We start from the raw sequence: 24,017 nt of genomic DNA, 5'->3' as shown, positions 1-24,017 counted from the left end.
ACTCCTTCGGAGCCACAACAGGCAAGACCCCATCAGCCACACCCGGCCCTCCCGGGCCGCCTAACAACTTACGGAGATCCCATGACCGCGAACGAAGCCGGAGCTCCGGCCGTCCGCCAACTGCGCCTCGTCATCGAGGCGGAGGACTACGGGGCCGCCGTCGCCTTCTTCCGTGACGCGCTCGGCCTGCCCGAGCAGGCCGCGTTCTCCGGCGAGGGCGACGCCCGGGTGGTGATCCTCGACGCCGGCCGGGCCACGCTGGAGATCGCCAACCCCGCGCAGAAGCGGCTCATCGACGAGGTGGAGGTGGGCCGCCAGGTCGCGCCGAAGTTCCGGGTCGCCTTCGAGGTCGGCGACACCCGCTCGGTCAACGACCGGCTCCTGGAGGCGGGCGCCGCGTCCGTCGCCCCGCCCACCATCACCCCCTGGCGGTCGCTCAACGCCCGGCTGGACGCGCCCGGCGACGTGCAGATCACGCTGTTCGAGGAACTGGACACCCTTGACGAGCGCAGCGCGCTGGACGGATTCGGCACCGAACGAGGACGGTCCGATGCCGCCGGAAGCTGACCCCCTGCTGATCCGCGGCGCCCGCCTGCTCGACTCCGCCGACCCGGTCGACGTCCACCTGGCCGACGGGCGGATCGCCGCGATCGGCGACCTCACCGCCCCGCCCTCCGCGAAGACCATCGACGCGGACGGCGGGCTCCTCACCCCCGCATTCGTCGAACCCCACTTCCACATCGACAAGGCGCTGACGCACCCGCACCTGCCCCCGACCGGCCACGAGCGCCCCCTGGACGCCGCGCTGGAACGCACTCGCCACATCAAGGCCCGCTACACCCCCGACGGACTGCGAGAGCGCGCGGCCACCGCCATCCGGCTCGCGGTCGGCCACGGCGTTGGAACGCTGCGCGCCCACGTCGACGTCGACCCGGTGGGCGGCCTCTCCGCCCTGGGCGTCCTCGCGGATCTGCGGGACCGCCACCGCGACATGATCGACATCCAGCTCGTGGCGTTTCCCCAGGAGAGCATCGTCCGAGACCCCGGAGCCCTGCGCCTCCTCCGCGAAGCCCTCACCTCAGGCGCCGACGTGCTCGGCGGAGCCCCCGACGTGGAGGAGCCCCGCGACCGGCACCGGCACGTCGACCTGCTCGTCGAACTGGCCGCGGAGACCGGCGCGGACCTCGATGTCCACTGCGACTACAGCTACGACCCAGGGCAGCGCGACCTGGAGATGCTCGCACGCTTGACCGTCGAGGCCGGCCTCACCGGCCGCGTCCGCGCGGGCCACTGCTGCGCCCTCGACGCCTACGACGACATGGCCGCCGCCGAGGTCATCGATGCGGTCCTGGCGGCCCGCATCGACCTGTGCGTCTGCCCGATGGGCAACCTGCTGCTGGTCGGGGACCCGTCCTCTCCCTTCGGCAGGGGCGCGGCCCGCCTCCACGAGCTGCTCGCCCGCGGCGTCACCGTCGCCGCCGGAGGCGACAACATGAACGACATGTGGTTCCCCTTCGGCCGTCTCGACCCGGCGGAAGTAGCCATGGTGACCGCCATCGCCGCCCGGATGTGGTCGGACCGGCAGCTCAGGCAGGTCTTCGACATGGTGACGGTCAACGCGGCGCACTACGTCGGCGCCCCGGCCGAGGGCGTCCGGCCAGGCGCGGTAGCGGACCTGGTGCTGTTCTCTACCGCCCGGCTCACCGACGTCCTACGCAACGCACCCGGCCGCCGAACCACCATCAAACGAGGCCGCGTGGTAGGCGGCGCCGACTCCTCCGTCTGGACGACCTGACCGCCCGGCCGGTGCGCGCCTTCCCGGGGCGCATCGACGTCCGGACCCGCGCACCTCTTCGCTCAGGACACCAAAGCCGGCAGGAGCCGTGAGCCTGGCGATGCAGGGGCGGATGGCCAAGTCCGGTGGCGACAATCTTCGAGGGTCGCCAGGCGGAATGTGTTCGATCGGGGTACATCCGCTGCAACCTGCTCGGATGAGTGCTCCGGCCTATGGGGCCCTGGGGGCGCGAGACCCCTTTCGCGCACGTCCAACAGTCGACGGTCACTCACGACCGGCGGCTGCCGCTGCGGTGAAGTCGTCCATCACCATGAGCTGGCTTCACTGCGCAGGACGCTGTAGATCACGGCATCACGCCACTCGCCATCCCGAAATGCATAGCTGCGCAGTACACCCTCCCGAGTAAAGCCCGCCTTCTCCAGCGAACGTTGCTCGGCGACGTTGGCGGACTCGGTATCCGCTTCGATTCTTGCCACCTGGGTGTGGGCGAACAAGTACCTCACCAGGTGACGCTGTGCCTGGGTCCCCAAGCCCTTGCCCCGGGCCTCCGGGAGGAGGTTGATCCCCACGTTCCAGCAGTAAGATCCCTGGCCGGTGATAATCTTGCGCCACGCCACAAGCCCCACCCGCTCGTCGTCACTGACGACGAGCAAGACGCCCCCTTCACTATCAAGCAATGCGTTCTCCGCCCAGCGGCGACGCCACCTGCGCGGATCCCGCCATCCATGCCATTCGAACGGACCGGTCGCTTCGGGGTCGAGCAGAAAACGCTCAAGAAATGGAAGATCGTCCTCAGCCACCGGACGGAACGACACCTGATCAATGCTCACGGTTGCTCAGCCTACTGGGGGGTCGAATACAGCGGTGAACTGGACTGTCCAATCTCCGATTCAAACAGCGTTTCCGCTTGTAGGGGCGGCTGTCTTCTAATCGAGGTCGGGCAGGACGGCCGCGGACGGCCGTGCGCCGGTGGCCACATGGGTCGAACCGCCGACCTTCCGCTTTTCAGAAGTGGCAACCACCCTGAGGTCACCCCGTCCGCTGACGTTGGCCGTTGCGCGACGTACGCCCGTGGTGGTCGCCGTGTGCCGTCGTTGCCGTCATCCGTCAGGGCGTTAGGCGACCTTGATGGAGTGGGGCCCGACGCTGACGGTGATGTCCACGTGTCCCCCGAGTGCGGTGGCGTAGGCGCGGAGTGTCTCCAGTTCCATGGCTTCGATGTCGCCGTTCTCGATCTGGGAGACGCGAGACTGTGAGACGCCGAGGATCTGGGCGATCTCGGCTTGCGCCTTGCCGATGGCCTTGCGGAGTTCCTTGAGGTGGTGGCCGGCTACGTGGGCGTCCAGTTCGGCGCGTGCGCAAGCCTGCCGTTCGGGGTCGGCCAGTTCGGGGTTGCGGCGGTGTGCTTCGGCCTTGATGTCCTGCCAGCGGCGTCCGGTGCTCATCGTCCGGCCTCCTTCTCCTTCGCGGCCCGGTACTCGGCGTAGCGGGCTTCGGCCAGTGGGATCGCCTCGTCGTACCAGCGTGACCACTGCCCGGCCTTGTCCCCGGCTACCAGGAAGATCGCGGCGGGGTCGGGATCGAAGACGAACAGCATGCGGATCTCCGATCGGCCTCGGCTGCCGGGCCGCAATTCCTTGAGGTTGCGCAGCTCGCTGTGTTCCAGGGTGTCGACGAGCGGCCGTCCCAGCGTCGGCCCGACCGCCGCCAGCCTGTGATGGCCTGCTCGATCAAAGCTGGTGGTGTCCACTTCGGTTTCACACAGCTTGAGGAACCAGCATCTCGACCGGTTCGAGGAGGATGACGTCCCAGGGCACCCCATAAATAAAAACCCCTGGCTCATGCCAGTGGGCTGACCGTCCGCCACCTGAGGACGTGGGTTGCCGTCAAAAACAACGCCCCGGCTGTGTGGCTCCGGGGCGTTTTCGCTGGTCAGAAAGGTGGGCAGGGGCGGGGTCGAACCGCCGACCTTCCGCTTTTCAGGCGGACGCTCGTACCGACTGAGCTACCTGCCCAGGGCGCGTGGTGGTGCGCCTGGCGGTCCTGACGGGATTTGAACCCGCGGCCTCCACCTTGACAGGGTGGCGAGCACTCCTAACTGCTCCACAGGACCTTGCTTCTCCGAGCTTAGCGGCTCCGGAGGGGTGTCTTCGCCGGGTTACCGGCGCTTGGCGACGTCCGAGAGCATACGCGATGGCCTAGGTGGGCGCCAACTCGTTATCCCGATGGGAGGGTGACGGGGTTATGGGGCTTTCCGGGGGATTCGGCGTGGGGGCATGGGATGATCCTGGTGGCGGTTCCTTCCCTCCGGAGGCGCGGTGACCAGCAGGAGCATGCTCGAGATCCGGGTGCGGTGGGTTCTGCTCGTGGTGGTGGGCACCGCCAACCTCGTCGGTGCGCTGGTCGTGCTCGGGTTCGCGACGTTCGTGGTTCCGGATCCTCCGTTGGAGGATCGTGAGTACGTCCACCAGGTCAACGCGGTGGCGTTCTTCAGTTATCCCGTGGTCGCGGTGCCCGTCGTCCTGCTGGCCGGCTTGTGGTTGTGGCGGCCCGTCGTCCGGCTGGTGCGGGACGGGGGTCAGGCCGATCGGCGGCAGCGGCGCGCGGTGCTGCTCGGGCCCTTGCGGTTGACGCTGCTGGTCGGCGGGATGTGGGTCGTCGGGGCACTGGGGTGGGCCCTGCTGGATCTTGTGCTGTTCACCCCGCGGCTGGCCGTCAAGACGGGGTTGACCTGTCTGCTGGGGGCGGCCACGACGTGCACGATCGTGTATCTGCTGTCGGAGCGGCTGCTGCGTCCGGCGGCGGCGCTGGTGCTGGCGGCGGAGCGTCCGCGCCGGGTGCGGTTGCCCGGGGTGACGACGCGGGTGATGCTCGCGTGGGCGCTGGGGACGGCGATTCCGGTGTTCGGGCTCATCTGTGTCGCCGTTGCCGCGCTGGCCGCGCCCGACATCAATGTCGTCCAGCTCGCCATCACGATTCTGGGGCTCGGGGGCGTCGCGCTGCTGGCCGGGGTTTATGTCATCTATATGGCGACACAGGCGATCGCCGATCCGATCAAGGCGGTCCGGAAGGGGATGGCACGGGTCGAGCGGGGCGATCTCGGCGCCGAGGTGTCCGTGTACGACGCCAGCGAGGTCGGGCAGTTGCAGGCCGGGTTCAACCACATGGTCGCGGGGCTGCGGGAGCATGAGCGGCTGCGCGACCTGTTCGGGCGCCATGTGGGCGAGGAGGTCGCCGACCTGGCGCTGGAGCGTGGCGACATCACGCTCGGCGGGGAGACGCGCGAGGTGGCGGTCCTGTTCGTCGACCTGACGGGGTCGACGCGGCTGGCCGACACGCGGAGCCCGGACGAGGTCGTCGGGCTGCTGAACAAGTTCTTCGGGGTCGTGGTCGGCGTCGTCGCGCGGCACGGCGGGTGGATCAACAAGTTCGAGGGGGACGCGGCGCTCGCGATCTTCGGGGCGCCCACGCAGATCGAGGACTCGGCCGGCGCCGCGCTGGGGGCCGCGCGGGAGCTGGCGGTGCGGCTCCGGGCGGAGGTGCCGATGCTGGACGCGGGGATCGGGGTGTCCGCGGGGCCGGTCGTCGCCGGGTACATCGGGGCCGAGCAGCGGTTCGAGTACACCGTGATCGGCGATCCGGTGAACGAGGCGGCGCGGCTCAGCGACATGGCGAAGACCTACGCCTCGCGGGTGCTGGCGTCGGCGGCCGTGCTGGAGCTCGCGCACCTGTCGGAGTCGGACGAATGGGACCTCGGCAGGTCGGTGCTGCTGCGCGGGCGGAGCCGTCCGACGCGGCTGGGCACGCCCCGGCCGTCCCCGCCGCCGCCCGTGGTGGAGGACGCGGAGGAGCCCGGTGAGGCGCCGGCCGTCCCGCGTGCCCGCGTCCCGCATCCGCTGCGGTGGAGCCGGAAGCTGCTCGTCGCGGCGCTGATCCTGTCCAAGGCGGCGCGCAGGAAGGGTTCGGGCGAATAGAGGCCCACCTCTGATCAAAGGAGCGTGTCCGGCATGGGGGCGCGGCGGGCCGGATGCGTATCGTCGCCGCCAGTACACGGTCTGCTACCGGCTCGTTACTCCGGTGTCACCGGACGCCTTCAGGGTTGGGGGCGGACACGCCCCGGCTCCCGAGAGGTGACCATGCACCGCCGTACCCGTCGCACGCTCCTCGCCGTCACGGTCTCCACGGCCGTCATCGCGCCTGCCGCTCCGGCCCTTGCGGCACCGGAGGTGCCCGAGCCGCGGCCCCTGGTGAACTTCTGGCCGAGCAAGAAGATCGCGAACGTCGCGCATCGCGGGGCGTCGGCGTACGCGCCGGAGAACACGCTCGCGGCCGTCAGACTGGCCCGGAGGCAGGGGGCGGACGTTTTCGAGATCGACGTGCAGCAGACCAAGGACCGGAAGCTCGTCCTCATGCATGACACCACGCTCGCCCGGACGACAAACGTCGAAAAGGTGTTTCCGAAGCGTGCGCCCTGGAGGGTCTCCGACTTCACCTTGGCCGAGATCCGGAGGCTGGACGCTGGCTCCTGGTTCGGGGCCAGGTACAAGCGAGAGCGGGTCCCGACGCTGGCTTCCGTACTCAGGGCCATGAGCGGTGGCCGGATCGGGATGCTCCTGGAGATCAAGAGCCCCGCGCTCTACCCGGGCATCGAGAAGCGCATCGCCGCGGCGTTGAGGCGCTCGCCGTCCTGGCTGCGGTTCGATCCGAGTGAGCGGCGCCTGGCCGTGCAGTCGTTCGACTGGGGGTCGGTGCGCCGCTTCCATGCCGAAATGCCCCGGGTGCCGGTGGGCCTGCTCGGCACCCCGAAGGCGGCGGACCTGCCGAGGCTGGCCCTGTTCGCCGACCAGATCAACCCCACGTACGGCAGCCTGACCGCCTCCTACGTCAGGAGGGTCCACGCGGCCCGTATGGACGTCCTCACCTGGACGCTGAACGACCCCCGCCAGATGCGAAGGGCCGCTCAACTCGGCGTGGACGGCATCATCACCAACCGGCCGGACGTCCTCCACCGCGTCCTGCGAAGGACCGGCGCCCGCTCAGCGGCCTGAGCCCCACAGACGCCCGCTCGGCGGTCGGAGCCCCGCAGAGGCGCGCTCGGGGCCCTGAGGTCCGCACGCGCCCGCTCGGCCGCCTTGAGCACCCCGGACGGCGCCCCGGCGTGTCAGGTGGGGGGTGGGAGGTGTTCGTGGGCGCGGGTTATGAGGGCGCGGGCGGCGGGGCTGCGGGGGCCCTCGGTTCGCCAGGCGAGTGCTATCCGTCCGGTCAGCCGGGGGCGGACGATCGGCATCGCGTGCAGGCCGTCCGGCAGGGCGCGGGCGGCGGACTCGGGCAGGACGGCGACGCCGAGCCCGTGCGCGGCCAGTTGCGCCAGGACGGGCGGCTCGCCGGCCTCGAACGCGATGCGCGGGGTGAGGCCGGCGGCCGCGCACGCCTCGTCGAGGACGGCCCGCAGCCCGGTGCCCTTCGGCAGGCTGATCAGGTCCTCCTCGGCGAGGGCCTGCAGCCGGAGGCTGGACCGCCGCGCCAGCGCGTGATCGCGGGCGACGGCGGCGAAGAGGTGCTGCTCCAGGACGATCCGCGTCGTGACGCCCTCCGGCGCTTCGGAGCCGAGGCTGAGGAACGCGAGGTCGACCCGACCTTCCCGCAGCGCGCCGGCCAGCGTCACGGCGTCGTGCTGCACGACGGTGATCTCCACGTTCGGATGGTCGCGGTGGAAGTCGGCGAGCATCCCCGGAAGGTCAAGGGACTGGATCCAGTCGATCGTGCCGATCGTGACGTGCCCGCGCAGCAGCCCCGTCAGCTCGTCCACCGACCGTCGCGCGCCTTCGACGGCCGCGAGCGCCGCCCGCGCGTACGGGAGGACGGCCTCGCCGGCCTCGGTCAGCCGGACGGTCCGTCCCGACCGGTCGAACAGCGGCTGCCCCAGCTCGCGTTCCAGTTGCCGGATCTGCGCGCTCACGCCCGGCTGGGCGACGTGCAGCCGGGCCGCCGCCTTCGTGAAACCGGCCTCCTCCGTCACCGCCACGAAGTACTCGAACTGGCGCAGCTCCATAAGCATCAATGCTAACAGGACGGTTGTCCAGCGCTACTGCTTCTGCATCGCCCGGGATGCGACAAAGGATTCCTTTGGTCTTTCTTGAGTGCATCGCTGCTGTTCAGAGGACTGATCTCGGCCTGCGCGGTGATTACCTCACCAGCGGGAGGTCGGGTGAACGGACGGCGCACATGGTCCATACGGGTGCGTATGACCGCAACTACCGGGACGGTCGCCGCCGTCGTCTCCGTCATCGTGTGCGCGCTGATCCTCGTCGGGCTCCGCGCCCACACGGCGGAGTCCGTCCGGGGCAAGGCCGTCTCCTCGGCGCTGCAGGTCGCGTACGAGGCCGACCGGGAACTGGTGCGGGGCAGGCTCAATGCGCCGAAGGACGTCCGACTGCAACTCGTGAACGACGGAGGCGAGGTGGTCGCCGGCACGGAGGGAGCGCTGGCCGGGCCGCCGATGGCGGACTTCCAGCCGCCGGCGACCAGCATCTACTCGACGCGTGAACGCTGCCCGCCCACCGGCCTCAAGGGCTGCCAGCGGGTGATCGCGCTACGCGTGTACAACGAGAGCGGAGACCGGTTCGTCTACGCGGCGACGCCCATCGTCCCCTGGTACGTCAGCCCCGGTCACCTGATGCTCCTGGTCTGCGCGGCGCTCCTGGTGACCATGATCGCGTGCCTGCGGGCCTGGGGGACGACCGACCAGGTCCTCGCGCGGGTGGACGCGATCCGCGCCGAGCTTGCGGAGATCACCGCGAGCAAGTCGGGCCGCCGCGTGACGGTCCCGCCGTACCAGGACGAGATCCGCTGGCTCGCCGAGGCCGCGAACGAGACCCTCGACCGCCTCGACAGCGCCCTGGAGCGGCAGCGCAGCTTCACCTCGGACGCGTCCCACGACCTGCGCAGCCCGATCACCGGCGCCCGCGCTCAGCTGGAGGAGGCGCTGCTGTTCCCGGACGAGGTCGACTGGCCGCAGACCGCGCGGAACGTCCTGCACAGCCTCGACCGGTTGCAGGCCATCGTGACCGACCTGCTGCAGCTGGCCCGCCTGGACGCCGGCGGGGCGTGGCAGCACCCCGAGACGATCGACCTCGGCGCCGTCGTCACCATCGAGGTGGCGCGGGCTGAGCGCACGAAGACGATCCACACGCACCTCCAGGAGGGGGTGACGGTGCACGGCGACCGGCTCCGGCTCGTCCGGCTGCTGACGAACCTGCTGGACAACGCCGAGCGCCACGCCGAGTCGCGCGTCGACCTCACCGTGCGCGAAGAGGACGGGTACGGCGTCCTGGAGGTCCAGGACGACGGCGCGGGCGTCGCGGAGGAGGACCGGGAGGTCGTCTTCCAGCGGTTCGCCCGCCTCGAGGCCGGCAAGGCCCGCGACGCGGCCGGGACCGGCCTCGGCCTCCCGATCGCCCGTGAGATCGCCAGGCTGCACGGCGGGACGCTGACCATCGAGGACAGCGACCGGGGCGCCCGATTCGTCCTGCGGATCCCGCGCTCGCCGGCCCCCGCCGACACGCGCGCCACCGGGAACGGATCGTAGTCGTTAGGCATTGAACTACGGGTCGGTGGTGTGGCAGCCTGCCATCACCTGGACCGCCGGACGAGGAGTGGCCGTGGCCGTCGACGCCTGGCACCGCATCTACGAGGCCCTCGACGAGGAACACGACTACGGCGTCGACGAGATCGACGGGCGGCTCCCGGATGGGCTGGCGGGGACGCTCTACCGCAACGGCCCCGGCCGGTGGCAGGTCGGCGAGAGCCTCCTCGACCACATCTTCGACGGCGACGGGATGCTGTCGATGTTCGCGTTCCCCGGCGACGGTACGATCCGCTACCGCAACCGGTACGTCCGCACCAGGCACTACCGGTACGGGCAGCGCAAGGGCCGCGTCGGGCTGCGCGGGCTGGGGACGCAGCGTCCCGGCGGGCGGCTCGCCAACATGTTCCGCCCGCCCGCCAACGTCGCCAACACCGGCGTGGTCCTGCACGGCGGGCAGCTGCTGGCGCTCTGGGAGGGCGGACGCCCCTTCCGCCTCGACCCCGACAGCCTGGAGACGCTGGGGGAGCACTCGTTCGGCGGCCGCCTGAAGGCGATGGCGGCGTTCTCGGCGCATCCGTCCCGCTGCCCGGAGACCGGCGAGCTGTTCAACTTCGGGATGGACTTCACGCGCGTCCGCAGCCTGCGCTGCTACCGGGTGGACGCCGGCGGGGCGCTGCACCACATGCCGCGCGTCTCCCTCCCGTACACGCCGTGGAACCACGACTTCGCGCTTACGCGCCGCTACCTCGTCTTCGTCGTCAACCCGGTCATCCCGAAGGCCGCACCGATCCTGCTGGGCAGCGGGTCGATCGCCGACGGTCTCACCTACGAGCCGCACCGGCCGACGTGCTTCACCCTCGTCCCGCGCGACGGCGGCAAGGCGCGGGTCATCGAGCACGAGGCGCTGCTCGGGTTCCACTTCGTCAACGCGTTCGAGGACGGCGACGACGTCGTCGTCGAGTTCGTCCGTTTCGCCGACTGGGACCAGGTGGCGACACGGTTCCGCGACTTCCGGACGAGTGACTTCCCCTGGGGCAACGCCCTGATGCGCTACCGCGTCACCCCGTCCGGAAAGGTGGAGGGGCAGGAGGTGTGCGCGCTGCCGATGGAACTGCCGCACGCGGACGTCCGCCAGGCGGGCCGCCCGCACCGCTACACCTACTTCGCCGGACGGACGGGGCGGAGCACCGGCATCCACGCCTACGACCACGAGAAGGACAGGCGCACCGTCCACGAACTACCGCCAGGCCACGGCTTCGGCGAACCGGTCTTCGCACCGCGCGGCCCGGGCGCCGCAGAGGGCGACGGGTGGCTGCTGGCGCTCGCCTACGACCCGGAAGCGCACCGCTCCCGCCTCCTCATCCTGGACGCCCGCGACGTAGAAGCCGACCCCATCGCCGTAGCCCACCTGCGCCACCACATCCCCATGGGCTTCCACGGCTCCTTCACCGACCGCATCGCCACACCCCGGTAGCGGCCCGGCGATAGGTCAGCGGACGCCGCGGGGGCGGAATTGGATGCTGATTCGGGGGCCGGTCACGCGGGTGCTCTTCGGAATGGCGTGCTCCCAGGTGCGCTGGCAGCTGCCGCCCATCACGATGAGGTCGCCGTGGCCCAATTCGTGACGGATCGTCCGGCCGCCGCCGCGGGGGCGCAGGAGCAGGCTCCGCGGCGTTCCGACCGACAGGATCGCGACCATCGTGTCCTCCGTGGACCCGCGGCCGATCCGGTCGCCGTGCCAGGCGACGCTGTCGCGGCCGTCGCGGTACAGGCAGAGGCCCGCCGTCCGGAAGGGCTCCCCGAGTTCGGCGGCGTAGTGGCCGTTCAGCGCCGCTTTCGCCTCGTCCAGGACGGGGTCGGGCAGCGCGTCGTCCTCGTCGTAGAACGAGAGCAGGCGCGGGACGTCCACGACCCGGTCGTACATGCGGCGCCGTTCCGCGCGCCACGGGACGGACGATTCCAGCCGCTCGAACAGCGCGTCCGCTCCCGGGATCCAGCCGGGCAGGACGTCCACCCAGGCGCCGTGGGCCAGCCGCGTCCGCCGCGCCAGATCCAGCGGGCGCGGACCACTCTCGTCCGTGTCGTCCAGGAGCGACGCTTGGAACATATCCCCACTGTAACGCGATCTCTCAAACACGTGTTCGATCATGCGGCGGGGTCAGCGGCGGAAGATCACGGCCAGGACCCGCAGCGAGAGCACCGAGCAGATCACCAGCCCGCAGTACCCGAAGAACTGGTAGAGGGTCACGTCCGGCGTCATGCGCGGCCCGTCCCGCAGGCCGAGCAGCATCACCGCCATCACCCCGGCCGTCGACGCGAGGATCGTCAGCAGCACCTGCTGGAGGAGGCCGGTGACCGTCCGGCGGTCGCCCTCGTCGGCGAACAGCCGGATGTTCATGGTGAGGCGGCCGGCCTCGGCGGCGGCGGTGATGCGGTCCAGGCGGCGGGGGAGGCGGCGCAGCATCGGCAGCAGGCTCACCATCTCGTCGGCCGCGGCCTCCTGGAGGGACGCGGGACGCAGCCGTTCCCGCAGGTAGGTCTCGCCGAACTCCTGCGCCTCGGTGACGATGGCGAACCCGGGCGCCAGCTCGGTCAGGCCGCCCTCCAGCGTCGCCAGCGCCCGGAACACCGCGGCGACCTCCGCCGGCACCGCCAGATCGAACCGCGCCACCAGGCGGAACAGGTCGGTGAACATCGTCATGTCCGGGGCGGACCCGGCGCCGAGGTGCCGGGCCATGAAGGCCCCGAGGGCCCGGACGAGGGCCTGCTCGTCCAGTTCGTCGGGACGGGCCACGACCTCCAGGAAGGCGTCGGTCACGGCGACGGCGTCGCCCCTGTTCATGGCGAGGAGCATCCGCTGGAGGCAGCCGCGCAGCTCGGTGTCGAGGCGCCCGACCGAACCGAAGTCGATCAGCCCGAGGCGCCCGTCGTCGAGGAGCAGGACGTTGCCGGGGTGCGGATCGGCGTGGAAGACGCCGTCCAGGACGATCTGCCGGAGCAGCGTGTCGAGGAGGGCGTGCGCCAGCTTCGCCCGGTCGAGGCCCTGGCGGTCGATGCGCGGGCCGGCCTTGCCGAGCGCGGTGCCGTCGAGGCGCTGCATCACCAGGATCCGCGAGGTGCACAGGTCGTCGTACGGGCGCGGGACGACGACGTCCGACCCGCCGCGCGCCGTCGCGGCCGCCGCCACCGACGCCATGTTCCGGGCCTCGACGCGGAAGTCGAGCTCCTCGCGCAACGCGGCCGCGAACCCGTCGGCGAGGTCGACGACGCCGAACGCCCGGGCCCATCCGGCGCGGTTCTGCAGCGTCCGCGCCAGGCGGCCGACGATGTCGAGGTCGCGGTCCACCACCGTCCCGATGCCGGGCCGCTGGATCTTGACGACGACCTCCTCGCCGGAGCGGAGCGTGGCCGTGTGCACCTGCGCCACGGACGCGGCGGCGAGCGGGGTCCGGTCGACGGCGGCGAAGACGTCCGCGGACGGTGCGCCCAGCTCGTCCTGGATCACCCGCTCGATCTCCGGCCACGGGACGGGCGCGGCCCGGTCCTGGAGCCGCCCGAGCTCCGCCACGAACTCCGGCGGGAGGACGTCCCGCCGCGTCGACAGGACCTGGCCGAGCTTCACGAACGCGACCCCGGCCTGTTCGAGCGCCTGCGTCAGCTCGTGCGCCAGCCGCTCCCGTCCCTGCGGGGACGCGGGGCGGGCGCGTCCCCGCAGGTAGGGGCCGAGGCCATGGCGCAGGAAGATGAACGTGATCTGCCAGTAGCGGCGCGTGCGGGCGGCCCGGGAGCGGACGCCGCCGAACCAGAACAGCGGCGACGGCACGGAACCGGTCGGGACGAACGCCTCCCAGAGCACCAGCACCGTCATGGAGACGAGCAGCGCGCACGCGAACCCGAGGCAGACGAACCAGGCCAGCGGCGTCAGAGTCCGCTGGTCGAGATCGCCGATGAGGGACGTGATGATCGGGCTCGCGACGCCCTGCCCGACCGCTCCCGCGACGACCGTCCGGAACAGGGGGAACCGGACGTTGAGGAGCCGCCGCGCCCCGTACGCCATCACCCACGTGTTGATCGCCGTCCCCACCACGAACGCGAGGACCGCCGCCGACGTGTCCAAAGCCGCCCACCACCTGCCGAATCGCCCACTGTTCCGGAGGCGACGCTAACGACGGGCGTGCGCGGCGCTCTTCCCGCCGGAGGGGGAGCCCGCTACCCCGGACGGGGGAGCGCGGCGGTGGTCAGAACTCGTTCAGGAGGTCTTTGAGGAACGCCGTGGTGGTGGCGGGACGGGAGGCGCGGATCGCGAGGAGGTCCATGATCTCCTGGTAGCGCTCTGCCTCCTGGCCTTCGGGATAGCGGGCGCCGGTCAGCTGTTCGAGGTAGACCATGTCGGGAAGGTCGTGCTCGGCGAACCGGACGATCGTGATCGGGCCGCCCAGCGCCACGTGGCCGCCCGCCGCGAACGGCAGGACCTGCACCTTCACGTTGGGCATGTCCTCCGACACCTCGATCAGGTGCTCGATCTGGGCGCGCATCGTCGCCGCCCCGCCGATGGGCCTGCGCAGCGCCGCCTCGTCGATGATCGTCCAGAGCCGCGCCGGGGCGACGGGCCGGTGCAGGATCTGCTGCCTGGACATCCGCAGGCAGACACGCCGGTCGAACCCCTCATATGCCGCGTCGTGGTGCTCCAGCGCGATGACCGCCCGCGCGTACTCGGCGGTCTGCAGCAGCCCCGGGACGTACTGCACCTCGTAGTTGCGGATCGTCGTCGCGGACTGCTCCAGCCCGAGGTACTGCTCGAACCAGCTCGGCACGGCATCGCCGTAGCTCTGCCACCAGCCGGGCTTCCTCGCCTCCTTCGCCAGCTCGATGAGGCTCGCGCGCTCGGCGGCGTCGTCGACGCCGTACAGGTCGAGCAGGTCGGCGATGTCGCGCAGCTTGAAACCGTGCCGGCCGAGTTCGAGGCGGCTCATCTTGGACGCGGACCCGCGGATCGCCCGCCCGGCCTCGGCCCGGCCGATCCCCTTGGCCTCGCGCATGCGCCGCAGCCGTGCGCCGATCTGCATGCGCAGCGCGGTCGAACTCGGGCCGGCCTGCCGATTGTCAAGCACGGGGTCTCCAGCTCCTCGTATGTCCCGGCAACCATCGGAGGGTCTCACAGGCAATGGCCGCCGCGCAGGAAACCTCCGGTCAGAGATATGTAACTCCGCACTGATCGCACGATGCGCTAAATGGCTTTAGGGATCGTTCCAATCGCGGCGGTATTACCGTACCGGGATGAGCGCGTCCAAATCGGCCCTCGTCACGCGCGCCCGCTCGGCGACTCCGTCACGGTCCGTCCCCGTACGGTTCACGATTTCGAGCGCCCGCGTCAGCATTGTCGGCTGTTCAAGAGGTTTCGAGGCCCCGGGTTCCTGGCGCCGCCACCCGCGCGAACTCAGCGTGCTCATCGCGTTGCGGTACGCGGTTTCCGTCATGATTCCGAGCGTGCGCGACCGGTAGAGGAGCGCCGCCATGCTGACACCCCACGTCGATTTGAGGACGGCCAGCCGTTCCCAATCGGGTTGTGCGGGCAATTCCCCGGCGATGTCGTCCGCCGGCATCAGGAATTCGGCCGCGAACCTGTGCGCCTGGTCCTCGACGACCTTTTCGCCGGGTTCGGCGTCGGCGTGCATCACCAGATGCCCCAGCTCGTGCGCGGCGTCGAACCGGTTGCGCCAGTAATCGCCCTTCGCCGGATTGAAGAAGACCATCGGCCGCGGATGGACGCCCACGCTGAACGCGTCGACCCGCTCGGCGGCGCTCGGGAGCACGAGCACGAGGACGCCGTGCGCCTCCAGAAGGCGGACGACGTGCGGCACCGGGCCCGCCTCGTCCAGCAGGGCCTTCCTGGTCAGCCGGGCGGCCTCCACGGGCCCGCTCCCGGCGATCTCGTCCGGCGGGACGGGATGCTCGGGCAGGTCGACCGCGGGGAAGTCGACGAGCGTCTCAAGGACGGCGACGACGTCGGTGGCGATGCGCCCGTACGCCAGGGCCTGGTCCCGCTCGATCTGGGTGGTGGACCGCAGGGAGCGGAAGTGCGCCCCGTCCATGGAGACCGGGCTGCGGCCGGCGTGGAAGAACTCGACCGGCACACCGAGCGCGATGGCGAGGCGCCTCAGCGTCGGGTCCTCCGGCCGCTGCACGCCCGCCTCGTACTGCCCGATCGCTTTCGGCGTCGTCCCCACGGCCTGCGCGAGCTGGTTCTTGCGCATGCCCCGGAGCCGCCGGGCAAGCGTCAGCCGCTCGCAGTCGAACAGCACCCCGCGCCACCCTTTGCTTAGGCCGTCTTCGTCTCCCCGCGGAGCCGCATGGGGACGTCCTCGTGGTCGTCCCAGAGCGGCATCGTCCGCTCGACGAGCTTACGACGTGGATCGGGGCCGAGGGCGTCGTCCAGCTCCTTCACCCAGTGCCAGGCGGTGCCGCCGTCCGCGTTCCACCTGGGGCGGCCCAGGAAGAGCTCCATCTCCAGCGGTTCCTCGCTGGCGCTGTGCGCGAGGACCAGCGTGACGACCCCGGGCGTGTCGTGCACTTCGAGCCCGAGGGGGAGGGCCAGCTGGGGGTCTTCGACGTAACCCTGCCGGGCGACGGCCTGCTTGGTGGGGCTGTCGCGATCCCACCGGATGCCGCGCACGTTGCCGAACTCGTGCCGCTTGAGCAGGACGCGGTAGGGGCCGTAGCGCCATCCGGGGGAGCCGTTCAAGTCGTCCCGGACGACCTTCTGCGGCAGGTCGTCGCGGCTGAAGACGCGGTCGAGGTGGCTTTCGAGCAGCTCGAACGCGCCGACCCCGTACGTCCGCTCCTTGAACCCCGCCGCCCGGCTCAACCCGTTGAACAGGGCCAGCGTCGCCTCGCGGTGGGCCTCCCGCACCCCGTGCAGGAACCCCGCCGCCAAGAGCTCGTCCCAGACAACCCGCTCCTCAGCCACCCTCCGACGATAACCGCGACCACCGACATTACGACGGCTCGGGAGCTGGAGCCCTTGTTCGACCAGCTCAGCGCGCCGGGCCTGAAGCTTTGCGGAGCGGCCATCGAGTTGCCCGCACGTAACTCAGCCAGCGGCCCAGACCCGCGCCGATTCGTCAGCCAACCGGCTCTCTCAAGCTGGGATAGCGGACGTTTTTACGGCGGCCGGTTCGGACAGGATCGAAATGACCGCGTCCCGCCCTGCGCGGTTGGCGCCGATGGTCGACTGCGACGGCCCATAGCCGATCACGAACAATCGCGGCTCGTCGAGCGACCTGCCGTTGGCGACGCGGATGCCGCCCTTCGGGGTGCGCAGCCGCAGGGGAGCGAGGTGCCTGAGCTCGGCTCGGAATCCGGTCGCCCACAGGATGACGTCGGCGGGCTCGAACGAGCCGTCCGGCATGCGTACGCCGTGCTCCTCAATCCGGGTGAACATCGGGTGCCGCACCAGGACTCCACGAGCTTCGGCCCGCTCGGTCCACGGTGTGCGGTGCATGCCGGTCACCCGCACGATGCTCTGCGGAGGCAGCCCTGCCCGGACGCGCTCTTCCGCGCGGGCGAGCGCCGCAACGATGGTGGGGGTGTCGAAGCGGTCCTCCCACACGGGCTCGGTGCGCGTGACCCACAAGGTGTCGGTGACGCGTGAAATCTCTTCGAGCAGTTGGGTCGCGGAAATCCCCGCACCGACGATCACGACGCGTTTGCCGGCGAACTCCTCGGCCGACACGTAGTCGTGGACGTGGAGCTGCCGTCCGCGAAAGCTCTCCCTGCCGGGGTAGTACGGCCAGTGGGGGCGCGTCCAGGTTCCGGTGGCGTTGATGACGTGGCCGGCAGACCAAGTCTCGGAATCAGTCTCGACGGTCAACGGCCCGTCCGTCTCCGTACCGTCCGCCATCGTGGGACGGCGCACGGCCTGCACCTGGACGGGACGCTGCACATCGAGAGCGAAGCGCTGCTCATAGTCGGCGAAGTAGGCGGGCAGAACATCACGACTGCTGGCGTCAGGATCCGCAGGCGGCACGGGAAACCCCGGCAACTCGTAGATGCCGTTGACCGTCGCCATCTTCAGCGAAGCCCAACGATGCTGCCACGCGCCCCCGGGCCCGTCCTCCGCGTCGAGCACCACGAACGTGCGGTCGTCCACCGACGCCCGCGCAACGGGAACGAATCCGCGACGCTGCAGGTGATAGGCAGCCGACAGCCCGGCCTGACCAGCACCGATCACCAGAACATCGACGGACCGCATACTCGTTCCAACCGGCCCGGCGACACGCCCATTCCACTTCCGAGGTGGACGGCGGGTGATCTTCGTCGTCCCCGCGCGCTCGCGTTGACCTTCGAGAAGATTCGTCACCTGCTGATCTGCGCCACCGTGCGAGACCCGTCATGGACCATCGCGTCCGCTGTCCGGCCGGGCGGCGCAGTCGCCAGGCGGGGGTCAAGCGGCTCCACCACCGGCGGCATCGCCGCACGAGGCCCGAGCGCTACTGGGCGGCCGCGCCGGCGTCGCCGAGATCCTCGGGCCGCCGGTTCAGCGCCTCGCTGATCGCCGGGACGTTCTGGTACTCCCGCCAGTGCTCGATCAGGCCATCGCGAACCCGCAGCACGCCGATGCAGGTCACCGAGGACCGCACGCCGGTGGTGATGACCGCTCCAGTCAACTCGTACTCGACGACGATGACCTCGGGGTCGTCGGTCTGATGTGTGGCCAGTTCCCGGAACTGTTCGAAGCGCACATGCAGAGCCGCGCCATTGGTGCGGTAGTACGCCAGCCACGCCTCGCGGCCGTCGTAACGTTCCATGCCCGGTGGGGAGAACGGGGTCTCGACCACGATGTCTTCGGCCAGCAACTCGGCCGGAAGGAGCGTTGCTTCGTCGCCCAGGAGTGCCTCCTGCATGCGCCGGTAGATCGTGAGCGGGCCTGCGGTGTCGGTCGCCGACTGTGCCATGGTGGCACCTCCAGAGTAAGATGAGTGTGACTCAACATTGAACATAGTGAGTGCGACTCATCTTGGCAAGGGACGGCTGATGGATCGAGACGGTGTGACGCCCGCCGGCGGCGGTGCCGGCGGGCGACCGGTTCGTGCCGATGCTCGCCGCAACCGGGCGCGCATCCTGGAGGCGGCCGAGGCCGTGTTCGCCGAGCAAGGGGCGTCGGCCTCGACCGAGGCCGTCGCCGCACGCACCGGCGTCGCGATCGGCACGGTGTTCCGGCACTTCCCGACCAAACCCGAACTGCTCCAGGCCGTGGTGATGAACCTGTGGGACCGGCTCGTCACCGAAGTCGACGCGCTGGTAGACGACCCCGAAGACGTGACCGCCCTCTTCGAGTTCTGCACCCGGGTGATGGCGATCAGTGCCCGGAACAGGGCCGTGTTCGAGCGACTGGCCGAAACCGGTACCCGGGTCCACGTCGGCGACGCCCTGGCCCGCCTCCGACCATCCGTCGACCTGCTTCTCGAACGTGCCCAGAAGGCGGGAGCCGTCCGCGACGACCTGCAATCCGCCGAGCTGATCGCCCTGCTCGCGGCGATCTGCCAAGAGGCGATGACCGGTGAGTGGAGCGAGCCATTCCGCCATCGCGCACTGGCCATCCTCTTCGACGGCATGCGCCCGACCCCAAAGCCTTGACCACACCTCGCGCCGGCCACGGTCATCGTCCGCACCGCAGCATTCGGTCGAACGAAAACCGGAGTACCAGGGCCTGTCGCGAAAGTGGATCTCGGTTGTAAATGATCACTTGCCGTGGGACGTAGGTCCGCGCCGATAGGCGTACGACTCCCTTGGGAACCGCGCCTACCTGCGTAGACGCGGCATGGGCTCCACCCTCCCGGAGAAGGCCGGCCAGGCCCGCTTCCGCAAGAAGTTCGGCTCCCGGGGAGGCCGTAGGCCGAAGTCCGGCAAGGTCGATTACAAGGAGCGTCACGCGGTGGAACGCGGCATCAACCGCCCGCGCGGTCACCCTGAGATGACGATCTCGCCGTCCGTCGCGAGGTGACCGTGCTGATCGCAGCCCTCAGCGAATGGCTCTGACCGGCGGGCGGCCTTCCGGTCGTCGCTCACCAGTCCCGGGTGGCGATCAGCTTCTCTGCATCCGCGTCCGTGAACCCGTATGCCGACGCGACGAACCAGAAGTTCTCAGCGATGACCTCGCGCGCAACCGTTTCGATCTCGCTCCCGGCTGCCGCGAACTCCGCATCCAGACTGTTGAACTCCTCCGTTGCGGCATGGGTGAGCGCATACAGAGCGTCCAGGTCCGACGGCTGCTCAGCCTCGATCCGCTCGCACAGCCGCATCAGGATCGCACTGCCCTTGTCGACGACGTGATCGGGAAAGTACGAGTCCGAATACATCTGCTGCAGGAACACGTGCCCTGCTACCTGCTCGTTCGTGACCGGCATGGCGCGTCCCCATCCCCGTAGAAGAACTGACGCGCCGATCATGCACGACACCAGTGACAACGACGACGCCATGTACGCCAGACCGCTCGTGACCAGCACTTTTGCACCATGCCCACAGCCCGGACGACTGCTCTGACGGGTGTCGTCTTCTACTCAGCGGGACGCGCGTAGCGAAGAGTCCAGGTCGCTCATGAGTTGCGCGACGCGATTCTTGGCGGTCGGCGCGGAAGGATAGCGGGAAAGAACCGAGATCAGGACAGGCGTAGCGCGTCGCCGAGCCTGATCGATCATCATGTCTCCGACCGCGGGGTCGCCACCTGCGTCCAGCTCAGCGATCCGCGCAGCGCTCGCGGCGGCGCGCAGGATGTGCCCGACCTGGGTCGCCCGCGAGATCGGATGCAGGTACGCGGCGGACGCGGCATCGCCGGCGGACCGTGCTGCAAGACGTGCTACTTCGGTCCCCGCCTCCTTCGCGGCCCGGTGCGCGTCCAGCGAAGTGACGCGCTGCAACTTGGTTCGCCCCGCACCGTTAACGAACTCCCACGCAGCCTCAATGGCCGCACGCGGACGAGGATCCCCGGGCACGGCCTGCTCGAAAACGGGGAGAACGTCCTGAGCACTCTCCGCCACGAACCGCGCGACGACTCGCAATTCCTCCATGCTCAACTCAAAGTCCCCGGACACGCCCGCAACCCTCCCACCAGCAGACCAGCCCAAGACTCACCCGTCGAGAAGCCGTCACCTCAGCACCCCATCCTGCGCCGCCTACAGCCCAGCAGCCAAACCCATGCACTCACCCAGCGCGCAACAGCCCACGTAGACGAACCGTCAATCCAAGCCCTTGATGTGCTGGACGAGCCGCACGAACGTCTCAGGAGCGAGGACGAGGTGTCCACCGCCGGGATCATTGCTGTCTCGTATGCCGATGGCGTTGGTGAGCTGGGCAAGCTCAACGCATTGGGAAGTGGTCCCATCAGAGGAGTGACTGCTCTTACGCCACACGACGGTCATCGCATGGTGGTCTTAATGCGTTGGACGAGGGCAGCGAACTGCTCAGCCGTGAGGGAAAGATGCACGTCACCCAGCTGCTTGCTGTCACGGATACCAATGCTTCGGGTGAGCCGCGCGACCTCTACGCACTCGCCTGAAGTCCCCTGAGTCGACCGACTGCTCTTGCGCCAGGTGGGGGGATTCATGTGAAGCTCTCCATCAGTTGCTCGATCAGGCGTCGCGAAGATTCTACGGGCAGTGCAACCGAGCCGATGCGATCGAACCTCAGCTTCAGACCTCGAACCTCCGCTGTCTCGAGGACCAGCCTGCCCCCATTAGGCGCTTCGACAAAGCCCACCTCTCCCTGCTTGACCGTGATGATCTTGAAGGGGCCGTCGAGTCCCTCGTGCGCGCCCGCACTCTTCGGGACGATGCGGAGAAACACACTGGGGCGCCTTGACAGCGCGAGTAGGTGGGCGAGTTGCTCTTTTATCACGCCCGCACCGCCGACCGGTATGTCGATCACGCTCTCAGAGAGCAGCACCCAGAGTTCGGGTGGAGTATTGCGATCGAGAATTTTCTGGCGAGCCATTCGCTTCTTGAGGTCGTCCTCAAGACTTGCATTTCGCCCCGCCTCTAGAAGGGCACGGGCGTAGCCGGGAGTCTGGAAGAGGGCCGGTATGAGCTGCCCATCGTAGTTGTGGATGCGCTCTGCGCGTGCTTCGAACTCCGTAAAGTTCTTAAACCAGGTCGGGTCGTGACCTTGGCGGGCATACCACACCATGATCGAGAAGTGGTTGCCGGTGCTCCAAGCCTCGTCCAGGACCGCGGCTTGCTTCTCCTCCAGCTTGGCCTCGCCATGCTCCAATCTGGAAATTGAGGAACGAGCGCAGTTCAGCAGCTTCGCCACGGCATCTCCTGTGAGCCCGCGCTGCATGCGATGGAACCGCAACGAGTAGGCGATCCACGCCCACATCGAAGATCGCGGGTCTGGGGACTCGTTGATGTTCACAGCCCACCCTCTCTGGCGCCGAACTTCCAGAACTTCTTGGGAACAGGAAAAGCGTAGGTCAAGAGGCGCAGTCTGTGACCCGGAGAAAGAAAGTTGTGCCCCACGGGAAGGGTTCCAAAATGGCGCAGATAGTGCAGTCCGGACATATATCCGTCGGTCATGTCGCTGATATAGCGCTAGGAGGCATGTGTGCCTGGCGCCTCCCCACCGACGCAAGTTGCGCTTCGGTCGCCCGCTCCCTTCTCGGCATCGCCATGACGAAGCTCGGCCTGGACCGTGGCGCAACCGACGATGCGGTCCTGGCCGCCAGCGAGCTCGCCACCAACGCGCTAACCCACTCGGGCGCCGCCGCCCCACCCGAACTCTGGGTCTGGGCCAGGACGACCCCAAGACCGCAACTCTTGATAACCGTCTACGACGCCTGCCGCGCGTCCTGGCCGACCAACACCCCGGGCGACCTACTGGACGACCACGGCCGCGGCATCGGAATCGTCGACATGCTCGCCGACGCATGGGGAGCCCACCCATCCCGCTCAATCTGCACGGGCGGCACCCAAGGCAAAGCCGTCTGGGCGGCCTTCCCTCTCCCCGGCCCATGGCCCGACCCACGCACAACGGCCCCACCCATGCTCGCGGCCCGCCACCTGACCGCAACGCTCACCGCACGCGGCATCACGAACACCGCGCACCGCCACGGCCGAGGCGTCTCCCTGGTCACCATCCCCCTCGGCAGCAACGAGGAGACGAACATCTGGATAGAGCCAGGCCACCTGAGCTACACCCTGCCCAACGGCACCCGCCACCGCCGACCCATAGTCGACCTACACGACACCACCGAAACCCTCGTCCAACACATCGAGACCCAGCGAGGCACTCGGTAGCGTCCTGCCATAGAGGTCATCCCCGTAGGACGGCGGTTCCCTGTGCCCGAGGACCCGGCAGCGAGCTTCGCCCACGCCCGAGCAGCGGCCGGCGTCCTCTTCTTCGACGACCAAGACCGCATCATGCTCGTGGAGCCCACCTACAAGAACTACCTGGACGTCCCCGGCGGCTACGTCGAACGCGGCGAGACACCCCACCAGGCAGCCACTCGCGAGGTAGCCGAGGAACTCAACATCCGCCCCAACATCGGCCGGCTCCTGGTCACAGACTGGGCCCCCACCGAAACCGAAGGCGACAAAATCCTCTTCCTGTTCGACGGCGGCACCCTCACCCCCGCCCAACTCAAAGCCATCCGCCTAGCCCCCACCGAACTACGCGCCTACGCCTTCTACGACCTTGCCCAAATCCACACCCACACCATCCCGCGCCTGGCCCGCCGCCTAACCCACGCCCACACCGCCCACCACAACGGCACCTGCCACTACTTAGAACACGGCAACCCGATCATTTGATGTGAGACGTGCGCGTGCTGAGTCTGCATCCTGTCCCTCCTGGACCGCCAGGTCGCTTGGACAGTTGCAGCATCATTCGCCTGCGGTGAAGACGATCCGATGCACTCTCAGCGGCCAGGCCAGGACGACCGAGTGCGCGTCCCCCCTGAAAGTGCATGCCTGATCAACCGTAGGCTCCGCGCAGGCCGCGGGCGCCGCTAGGAGAGAATCACATGCGGCTGCGATTCGACCCGGACATCAGCACCCTCGACGCATCTTTAGAGCTCACCTGTCTTGGTCTCGTTGCCCTAACAGGCACGCAGGTGCGAGAATCGCCAGGCTGTTCGACGGAGCTCTCTACACCACCACGTCTGACGCGGTTGCACGAGGAGGTCCTGTCCTTCTAAAGGAGGCGTCTCACTTGTTTCCAACCCGAGCCCGAACCTGCTCGGCGATCTGTAGCGCCGCCTCATTGGGCTCCTCGTGCTCCCAGAACCTCAAGACGAGCCAACCGGCGTCGAGGAAAAGGCGATCCGTTTCGGCGTCACGCTCACGGTTCCGTCGGACCTTTTCAGCCCAGTAGTCCGCATTCGTTGCGGACTTTGTGTGATGCTGGGGACAGCCATGCCAGAAACAGCCGTCCATAAAAACCGCCACCTTTGCTCGAGTGAACACAAGGTCCGCCGTACGCCGTACTGCAGGTACTGGACGATGGGAAACTCGATAACGTAGGCCGAGTGCGTGAACTGCGCGACGTAGAGCCAGCTCCGGCTTCGTGTCGCGTCCTTTGTTGGCCTGCATGCTCTTGCGCACGCCCGGACTCGAAGCCCTTGCGGGTCGCTCAACGCTCACA

General features: G+C 69.1%; 26 protein-coding genes and 2 tRNA genes. 9 read left to right on the top strand and 19 right to left on the bottom strand.

What is annotated here, in order from left to right; genetic code table 11:
• Window positions 1–81: 81 nt before the first annotated feature.
• Entirely contained in the window at window positions 82–567 is a 486-nt protein-coding gene (locus IEZ03_RS27645; protein ID WP_184879701.1) for a VOC family protein, read from the top strand.
• Window positions 551–1,795 (top strand): amidohydrolase family protein, encoded by a 1,245-nt coding sequence (locus IEZ03_RS27640; protein WP_184879703.1) that lies wholly within the window; start codon window positions 551–553, stop codon window positions 1,793–1,795. Before IEZ03_RS27645 ends, IEZ03_RS27640 begins: the two co-directional genes overlap by 17 nt.
• A 305-nt stretch (window positions 1,796–2,100) precedes the next feature.
• Here the strand turns inward: IEZ03_RS27640 and IEZ03_RS27635 are convergent, their stop codons facing one another.
• From IEZ03_RS27635 to IEZ03_RS27615, 5 genes are all read right to left on the bottom strand, one after another.
• Window positions 2,101–2,625 carry a GNAT family N-acetyltransferase gene (locus IEZ03_RS27635; protein WP_184879705.1) on the bottom strand — a complete coding sequence of 175 codons (525 nt, stop codon included), beginning with the start codon at window positions 2,623–2,625 and terminating at the stop codon, window positions 2,101–2,103.
• A gap of 285 nt (window positions 2,626–2,910) precedes the next feature.
• Window positions 2,911–3,240, bottom strand: a complete 330-nt coding sequence (locus tag IEZ03_RS27630) for a helix-turn-helix domain-containing protein (RefSeq protein ID WP_184879707.1) — start codon at window positions 3,238–3,240, stop codon at window positions 2,911–2,913.
• Window positions 3,237–3,545 carry a type II toxin-antitoxin system RelE/ParE family toxin gene (locus IEZ03_RS27625; protein ID WP_308427997.1) on the bottom strand — a complete coding sequence of 103 codons (309 nt, stop codon included), beginning with the start codon at window positions 3,543–3,545 and terminating at the stop codon, window positions 3,237–3,239. Before IEZ03_RS27625 ends, IEZ03_RS27630 begins: the two co-directional genes overlap by 4 nt.
• A 191-nt stretch (window positions 3,546–3,736) precedes the next feature.
• A tRNA-Phe gene (locus IEZ03_RS27620) sits at window positions 3,737–3,810 on the bottom strand.
• 20 nt (window positions 3,811–3,830) lie between these two features.
• Window positions 3,831–3,908, bottom strand: a tRNA-Asp gene (locus tag IEZ03_RS27615).
• Window positions 3,909–4,113: 205 nt separating this feature from the next.
• On the opposite strand from IEZ03_RS27615, the gene IEZ03_RS27610 reads away from it, so the two are divergent.
• Window positions 4,114–5,769: an adenylate/guanylate cyclase domain-containing protein gene (locus IEZ03_RS27610; RefSeq protein ID WP_229808623.1), complete on the top strand. Its 1,656-nt coding sequence runs from the start codon at window positions 4,114–4,116 to the stop codon at window positions 5,767–5,769.
• A gap of 162 nt (window positions 5,770–5,931) precedes the next feature.
• Window positions 5,932–6,843, top strand: coding sequence for a glycerophosphodiester phosphodiesterase (locus IEZ03_RS27605; protein ID WP_184879709.1), 912 nt, complete (start codon window positions 5,932–5,934; stop codon window positions 6,841–6,843).
• A gap of 113 nt (window positions 6,844–6,956) precedes the next feature.
• On the opposite strand, the gene IEZ03_RS27600 is transcribed toward IEZ03_RS27605, so the two are convergent.
• Window positions 6,957–7,847 (bottom strand): LysR family transcriptional regulator, encoded by an 891-nt coding sequence (locus tag IEZ03_RS27600; protein ID WP_184879711.1) that lies wholly within the window; start codon window positions 7,845–7,847, stop codon window positions 6,957–6,959.
• A gap of 192 nt (window positions 7,848–8,039) precedes the next feature.
• Between IEZ03_RS27600 and IEZ03_RS27595 the strand changes: the two genes are divergently transcribed.
• Together IEZ03_RS27595 and IEZ03_RS27590 are read left to right on the top strand one after the other, a co-directional pair.
• On the top strand, window positions 8,040–9,383 hold the full coding sequence (locus IEZ03_RS27595; protein WP_184879714.1) for a sensor histidine kinase: 1,344 nt from the start codon (window positions 8,040–8,042) through the stop codon (window positions 9,381–9,383).
• Window positions 9,384–9,456: 73 nt separating this feature from the next.
• A complete protein-coding gene (locus tag IEZ03_RS27590) occupies window positions 9,457–10,857 on the top strand; it encodes a carotenoid oxygenase family protein (protein WP_184879716.1) in 1,401 nt (466 codons plus the stop codon).
• A 15-nt stretch (window positions 10,858–10,872) separates the two neighbouring features.
• On the opposite strand, the gene IEZ03_RS27585 is transcribed toward IEZ03_RS27590, so the two are convergent.
• From IEZ03_RS27585 to IEZ03_RS27555, 7 genes are all read right to left on the bottom strand, one after another.
• Window positions 10,873–11,490, bottom strand: a complete 618-nt coding sequence (locus IEZ03_RS27585; RefSeq protein ID WP_184879718.1) for an alpha-ketoglutarate-dependent dioxygenase AlkB — start codon at window positions 11,488–11,490, stop codon at window positions 10,873–10,875.
• Window positions 11,491–11,541: 51 nt separating this feature from the next.
• Window positions 11,542–13,500, bottom strand: coding sequence for an ABC1 kinase family protein (locus tag IEZ03_RS27580; protein WP_229808622.1), 1,959 nt, complete (start codon window positions 13,498–13,500; stop codon window positions 11,542–11,544).
• Between the two features lie 121 nt (window positions 13,501–13,621).
• Entirely contained in the window at window positions 13,622–14,494 is an 873-nt protein-coding gene (locus IEZ03_RS27575) for a Sco1979 family transcriptional regulator (RefSeq protein ID WP_229808621.1), read from the bottom strand.
• 153 nt (window positions 14,495–14,647) lie between these two features.
• Window positions 14,648–15,685 carry an ImmA/IrrE family metallo-endopeptidase gene (locus tag IEZ03_RS27570; protein WP_229808620.1) on the bottom strand — a complete coding sequence of 346 codons (1,038 nt, stop codon included), beginning with the start codon at window positions 15,683–15,685 and terminating at the stop codon, window positions 14,648–14,650.
• A 17-nt stretch (window positions 15,686–15,702) separates the two neighbouring features.
• Entirely contained in the window at window positions 15,703–16,350 is a 648-nt protein-coding gene (locus tag IEZ03_RS27565; protein WP_229808619.1) for a hypothetical protein, read from the bottom strand.
• Between the two features lie 171 nt (window positions 16,351–16,521).
• Window positions 16,522–17,634 carry an NAD(P)-binding domain-containing protein gene (locus IEZ03_RS27560; RefSeq protein ID WP_184879720.1) on the bottom strand — a complete coding sequence of 371 codons (1,113 nt, stop codon included), beginning with the start codon at window positions 17,632–17,634 and terminating at the stop codon, window positions 16,522–16,524.
• A 238-nt stretch (window positions 17,635–17,872) separates the two neighbouring features.
• Complete coding sequence (locus tag IEZ03_RS27555; RefSeq protein WP_184879722.1) at window positions 17,873–18,337, bottom strand: nuclear transport factor 2 family protein; 465 nt, start codon at window positions 18,335–18,337, stop codon at window positions 17,873–17,875.
• Between the two features lie 79 nt (window positions 18,338–18,416).
• Between IEZ03_RS27555 and IEZ03_RS27550 the strand changes: the two genes are divergently transcribed.
• Complete coding sequence (locus IEZ03_RS27550; RefSeq protein WP_184879724.1) at window positions 18,417–19,019, top strand: TetR/AcrR family transcriptional regulator; 603 nt, start codon at window positions 18,417–18,419, stop codon at window positions 19,017–19,019.
• A 428-nt stretch (window positions 19,020–19,447) separates the two neighbouring features.
• On the opposite strand, the gene IEZ03_RS27545 is transcribed toward IEZ03_RS27550, so the two are convergent.
• The 5 genes from IEZ03_RS27545 to IEZ03_RS27525 all read right to left on the bottom strand — a co-directional run bounded on the left by IEZ03_RS27545 (window position 19,448) and on the right by IEZ03_RS27525 (window position 21,689).
• Window positions 19,448–19,888, bottom strand: a complete 441-nt coding sequence (locus IEZ03_RS27545) for a DUF5713 family protein (protein WP_229808618.1) — start codon at window positions 19,886–19,888, stop codon at window positions 19,448–19,450.
• 54 nt (window positions 19,889–19,942) lie between these two features.
• On the bottom strand, window positions 19,943–20,449 hold the full coding sequence (locus IEZ03_RS27540; RefSeq protein WP_184890299.1) for a putative immunity protein: 507 nt from the start codon (window positions 20,447–20,449) through the stop codon (window positions 19,943–19,945).
• A gap of 168 nt (window positions 20,450–20,617) precedes the next feature.
• Window positions 20,618–20,800 carry a DUF397 domain-containing protein gene (locus tag IEZ03_RS27535; RefSeq protein ID WP_184879728.1) on the bottom strand — a complete coding sequence of 61 codons (183 nt, stop codon included), beginning with the start codon at window positions 20,798–20,800 and terminating at the stop codon, window positions 20,618–20,620.
• On the bottom strand, window positions 20,797–20,985 hold the full coding sequence (locus IEZ03_RS27530; protein WP_184879730.1) for a DUF397 domain-containing protein: 189 nt from the start codon (window positions 20,983–20,985) through the stop codon (window positions 20,797–20,799). The genes IEZ03_RS27535 and IEZ03_RS27530 overlap by 4 nt, the downstream gene beginning before the upstream one ends.
• Complete coding sequence (locus IEZ03_RS27525) at window positions 20,982–21,689, bottom strand: DUF5753 domain-containing protein (RefSeq protein WP_184879732.1); 708 nt, start codon at window positions 21,687–21,689, stop codon at window positions 20,982–20,984. Before IEZ03_RS27525 ends, IEZ03_RS27530 begins: the two co-directional genes overlap by 4 nt.
• Before the next feature lie 221 nt (window positions 21,690–21,910).
• Between IEZ03_RS27525 and IEZ03_RS27520 the strand changes: the two genes are divergently transcribed.
• Window positions 21,911–22,672: an ATP-binding protein gene (locus tag IEZ03_RS27520; protein ID WP_344205559.1), complete on the top strand. Its 762-nt coding sequence runs from the start codon at window positions 21,911–21,913 to the stop codon at window positions 22,670–22,672.
• A 42-nt stretch (window positions 22,673–22,714) separates the two neighbouring features.
• Complete coding sequence (locus IEZ03_RS27515) at window positions 22,715–23,185, top strand: NUDIX domain-containing protein (RefSeq protein ID WP_184879735.1); 471 nt, start codon at window positions 22,715–22,717, stop codon at window positions 23,183–23,185.
• Window positions 23,186–23,581: 396 nt separating this feature from the next.
• Here the strand turns inward: IEZ03_RS27515 and IEZ03_RS27510 are convergent, their stop codons facing one another.
• Window positions 23,582–24,016: a very short patch repair endonuclease gene (locus tag IEZ03_RS27510; RefSeq protein WP_373293685.1), complete on the bottom strand. Its 435-nt coding sequence runs from the start codon at window positions 24,014–24,016 to the stop codon at window positions 23,582–23,584.
• Window position 24,017 lies beyond the last annotated feature (1 nt).

This window comes from Actinomadura livida (assembly GCF_014648675.1).
Lineage (GTDB): Bacteria > Actinomycetota > Actinomycetes > Streptosporangiales > Streptosporangiaceae > Spirillospora > Spirillospora livida.
This window is presented reverse-complemented; position numbering and strand designations above follow the sequence as displayed.

Coding starts and splice junctions, on each gene's coding strand:
- IEZ03_RS27600 (WP_184879711.1), bottom strand. CDS start 7,847: ATGGAGCTGCGCCAGTTCGAGTACTTCGTGGCGGTGACGGAGGAGGCC.
- IEZ03_RS27535 (WP_184879728.1), bottom strand. CDS start 20,800: ATGACCGTCGTGTGGCGTAAGAGCAGTCACTCCTCTGATGGGACCACT.
- IEZ03_RS27555 (WP_184879722.1), bottom strand. CDS start 18,337: ATGGCACAGTCGGCGACCGACACCGCAGGCCCGCTCACGATCTACCGG.
- IEZ03_RS27540 (WP_184890299.1), bottom strand. CDS start 20,449: ATGGAGGAATTGCGAGTCGTCGCGCGGTTCGTGGCGGAGAGTGCTCAG.
- IEZ03_RS27605 (WP_184879709.1), top strand. CDS start 5,932: ATGCACCGCCGTACCCGTCGCACGCTCCTCGCCGTCACGGTCTCCACG.
- IEZ03_RS27585 (WP_184879718.1), bottom strand. CDS start 11,490: ATGTTCCAAGCGTCGCTCCTGGACGACACGGACGAGAGTGGTCCGCGC.
- IEZ03_RS27645 (WP_184879701.1), top strand. CDS start 82: ATGACCGCGAACGAAGCCGGAGCTCCGGCCGTCCGCCAACTGCGCCTC.
- IEZ03_RS27550 (WP_184879724.1), top strand. CDS start 18,417: ATGGATCGAGACGGTGTGACGCCCGCCGGCGGCGGTGCCGGCGGGCGA.
- IEZ03_RS27530 (WP_184879730.1), bottom strand. CDS start 20,985: ATGAATCCCCCCACCTGGCGCAAGAGCAGTCGGTCGACTCAGGGGACT.
- IEZ03_RS27520 (WP_344205559.1), top strand. CDS start 21,911: ATGGCGCAGATAGTGCAGTCCGGACATATATCCGTCGGTCATGTCGCT.
- IEZ03_RS27640 (WP_184879703.1), top strand. CDS start 551: ATGCCGCCGGAAGCTGACCCCCTGCTGATCCGCGGCGCCCGCCTGCTC.
- IEZ03_RS27560 (WP_184879720.1), bottom strand. CDS start 17,634: ATGCGGTCCGTCGATGTTCTGGTGATCGGTGCTGGTCAGGCCGGGCTG.
- IEZ03_RS27630 (WP_184879707.1), bottom strand. CDS start 3,240: ATGAGCACCGGACGCCGCTGGCAGGACATCAAGGCCGAAGCACACCGC.
- IEZ03_RS27595 (WP_184879714.1), top strand. CDS start 8,040: ATGACCGCAACTACCGGGACGGTCGCCGCCGTCGTCTCCGTCATCGTG.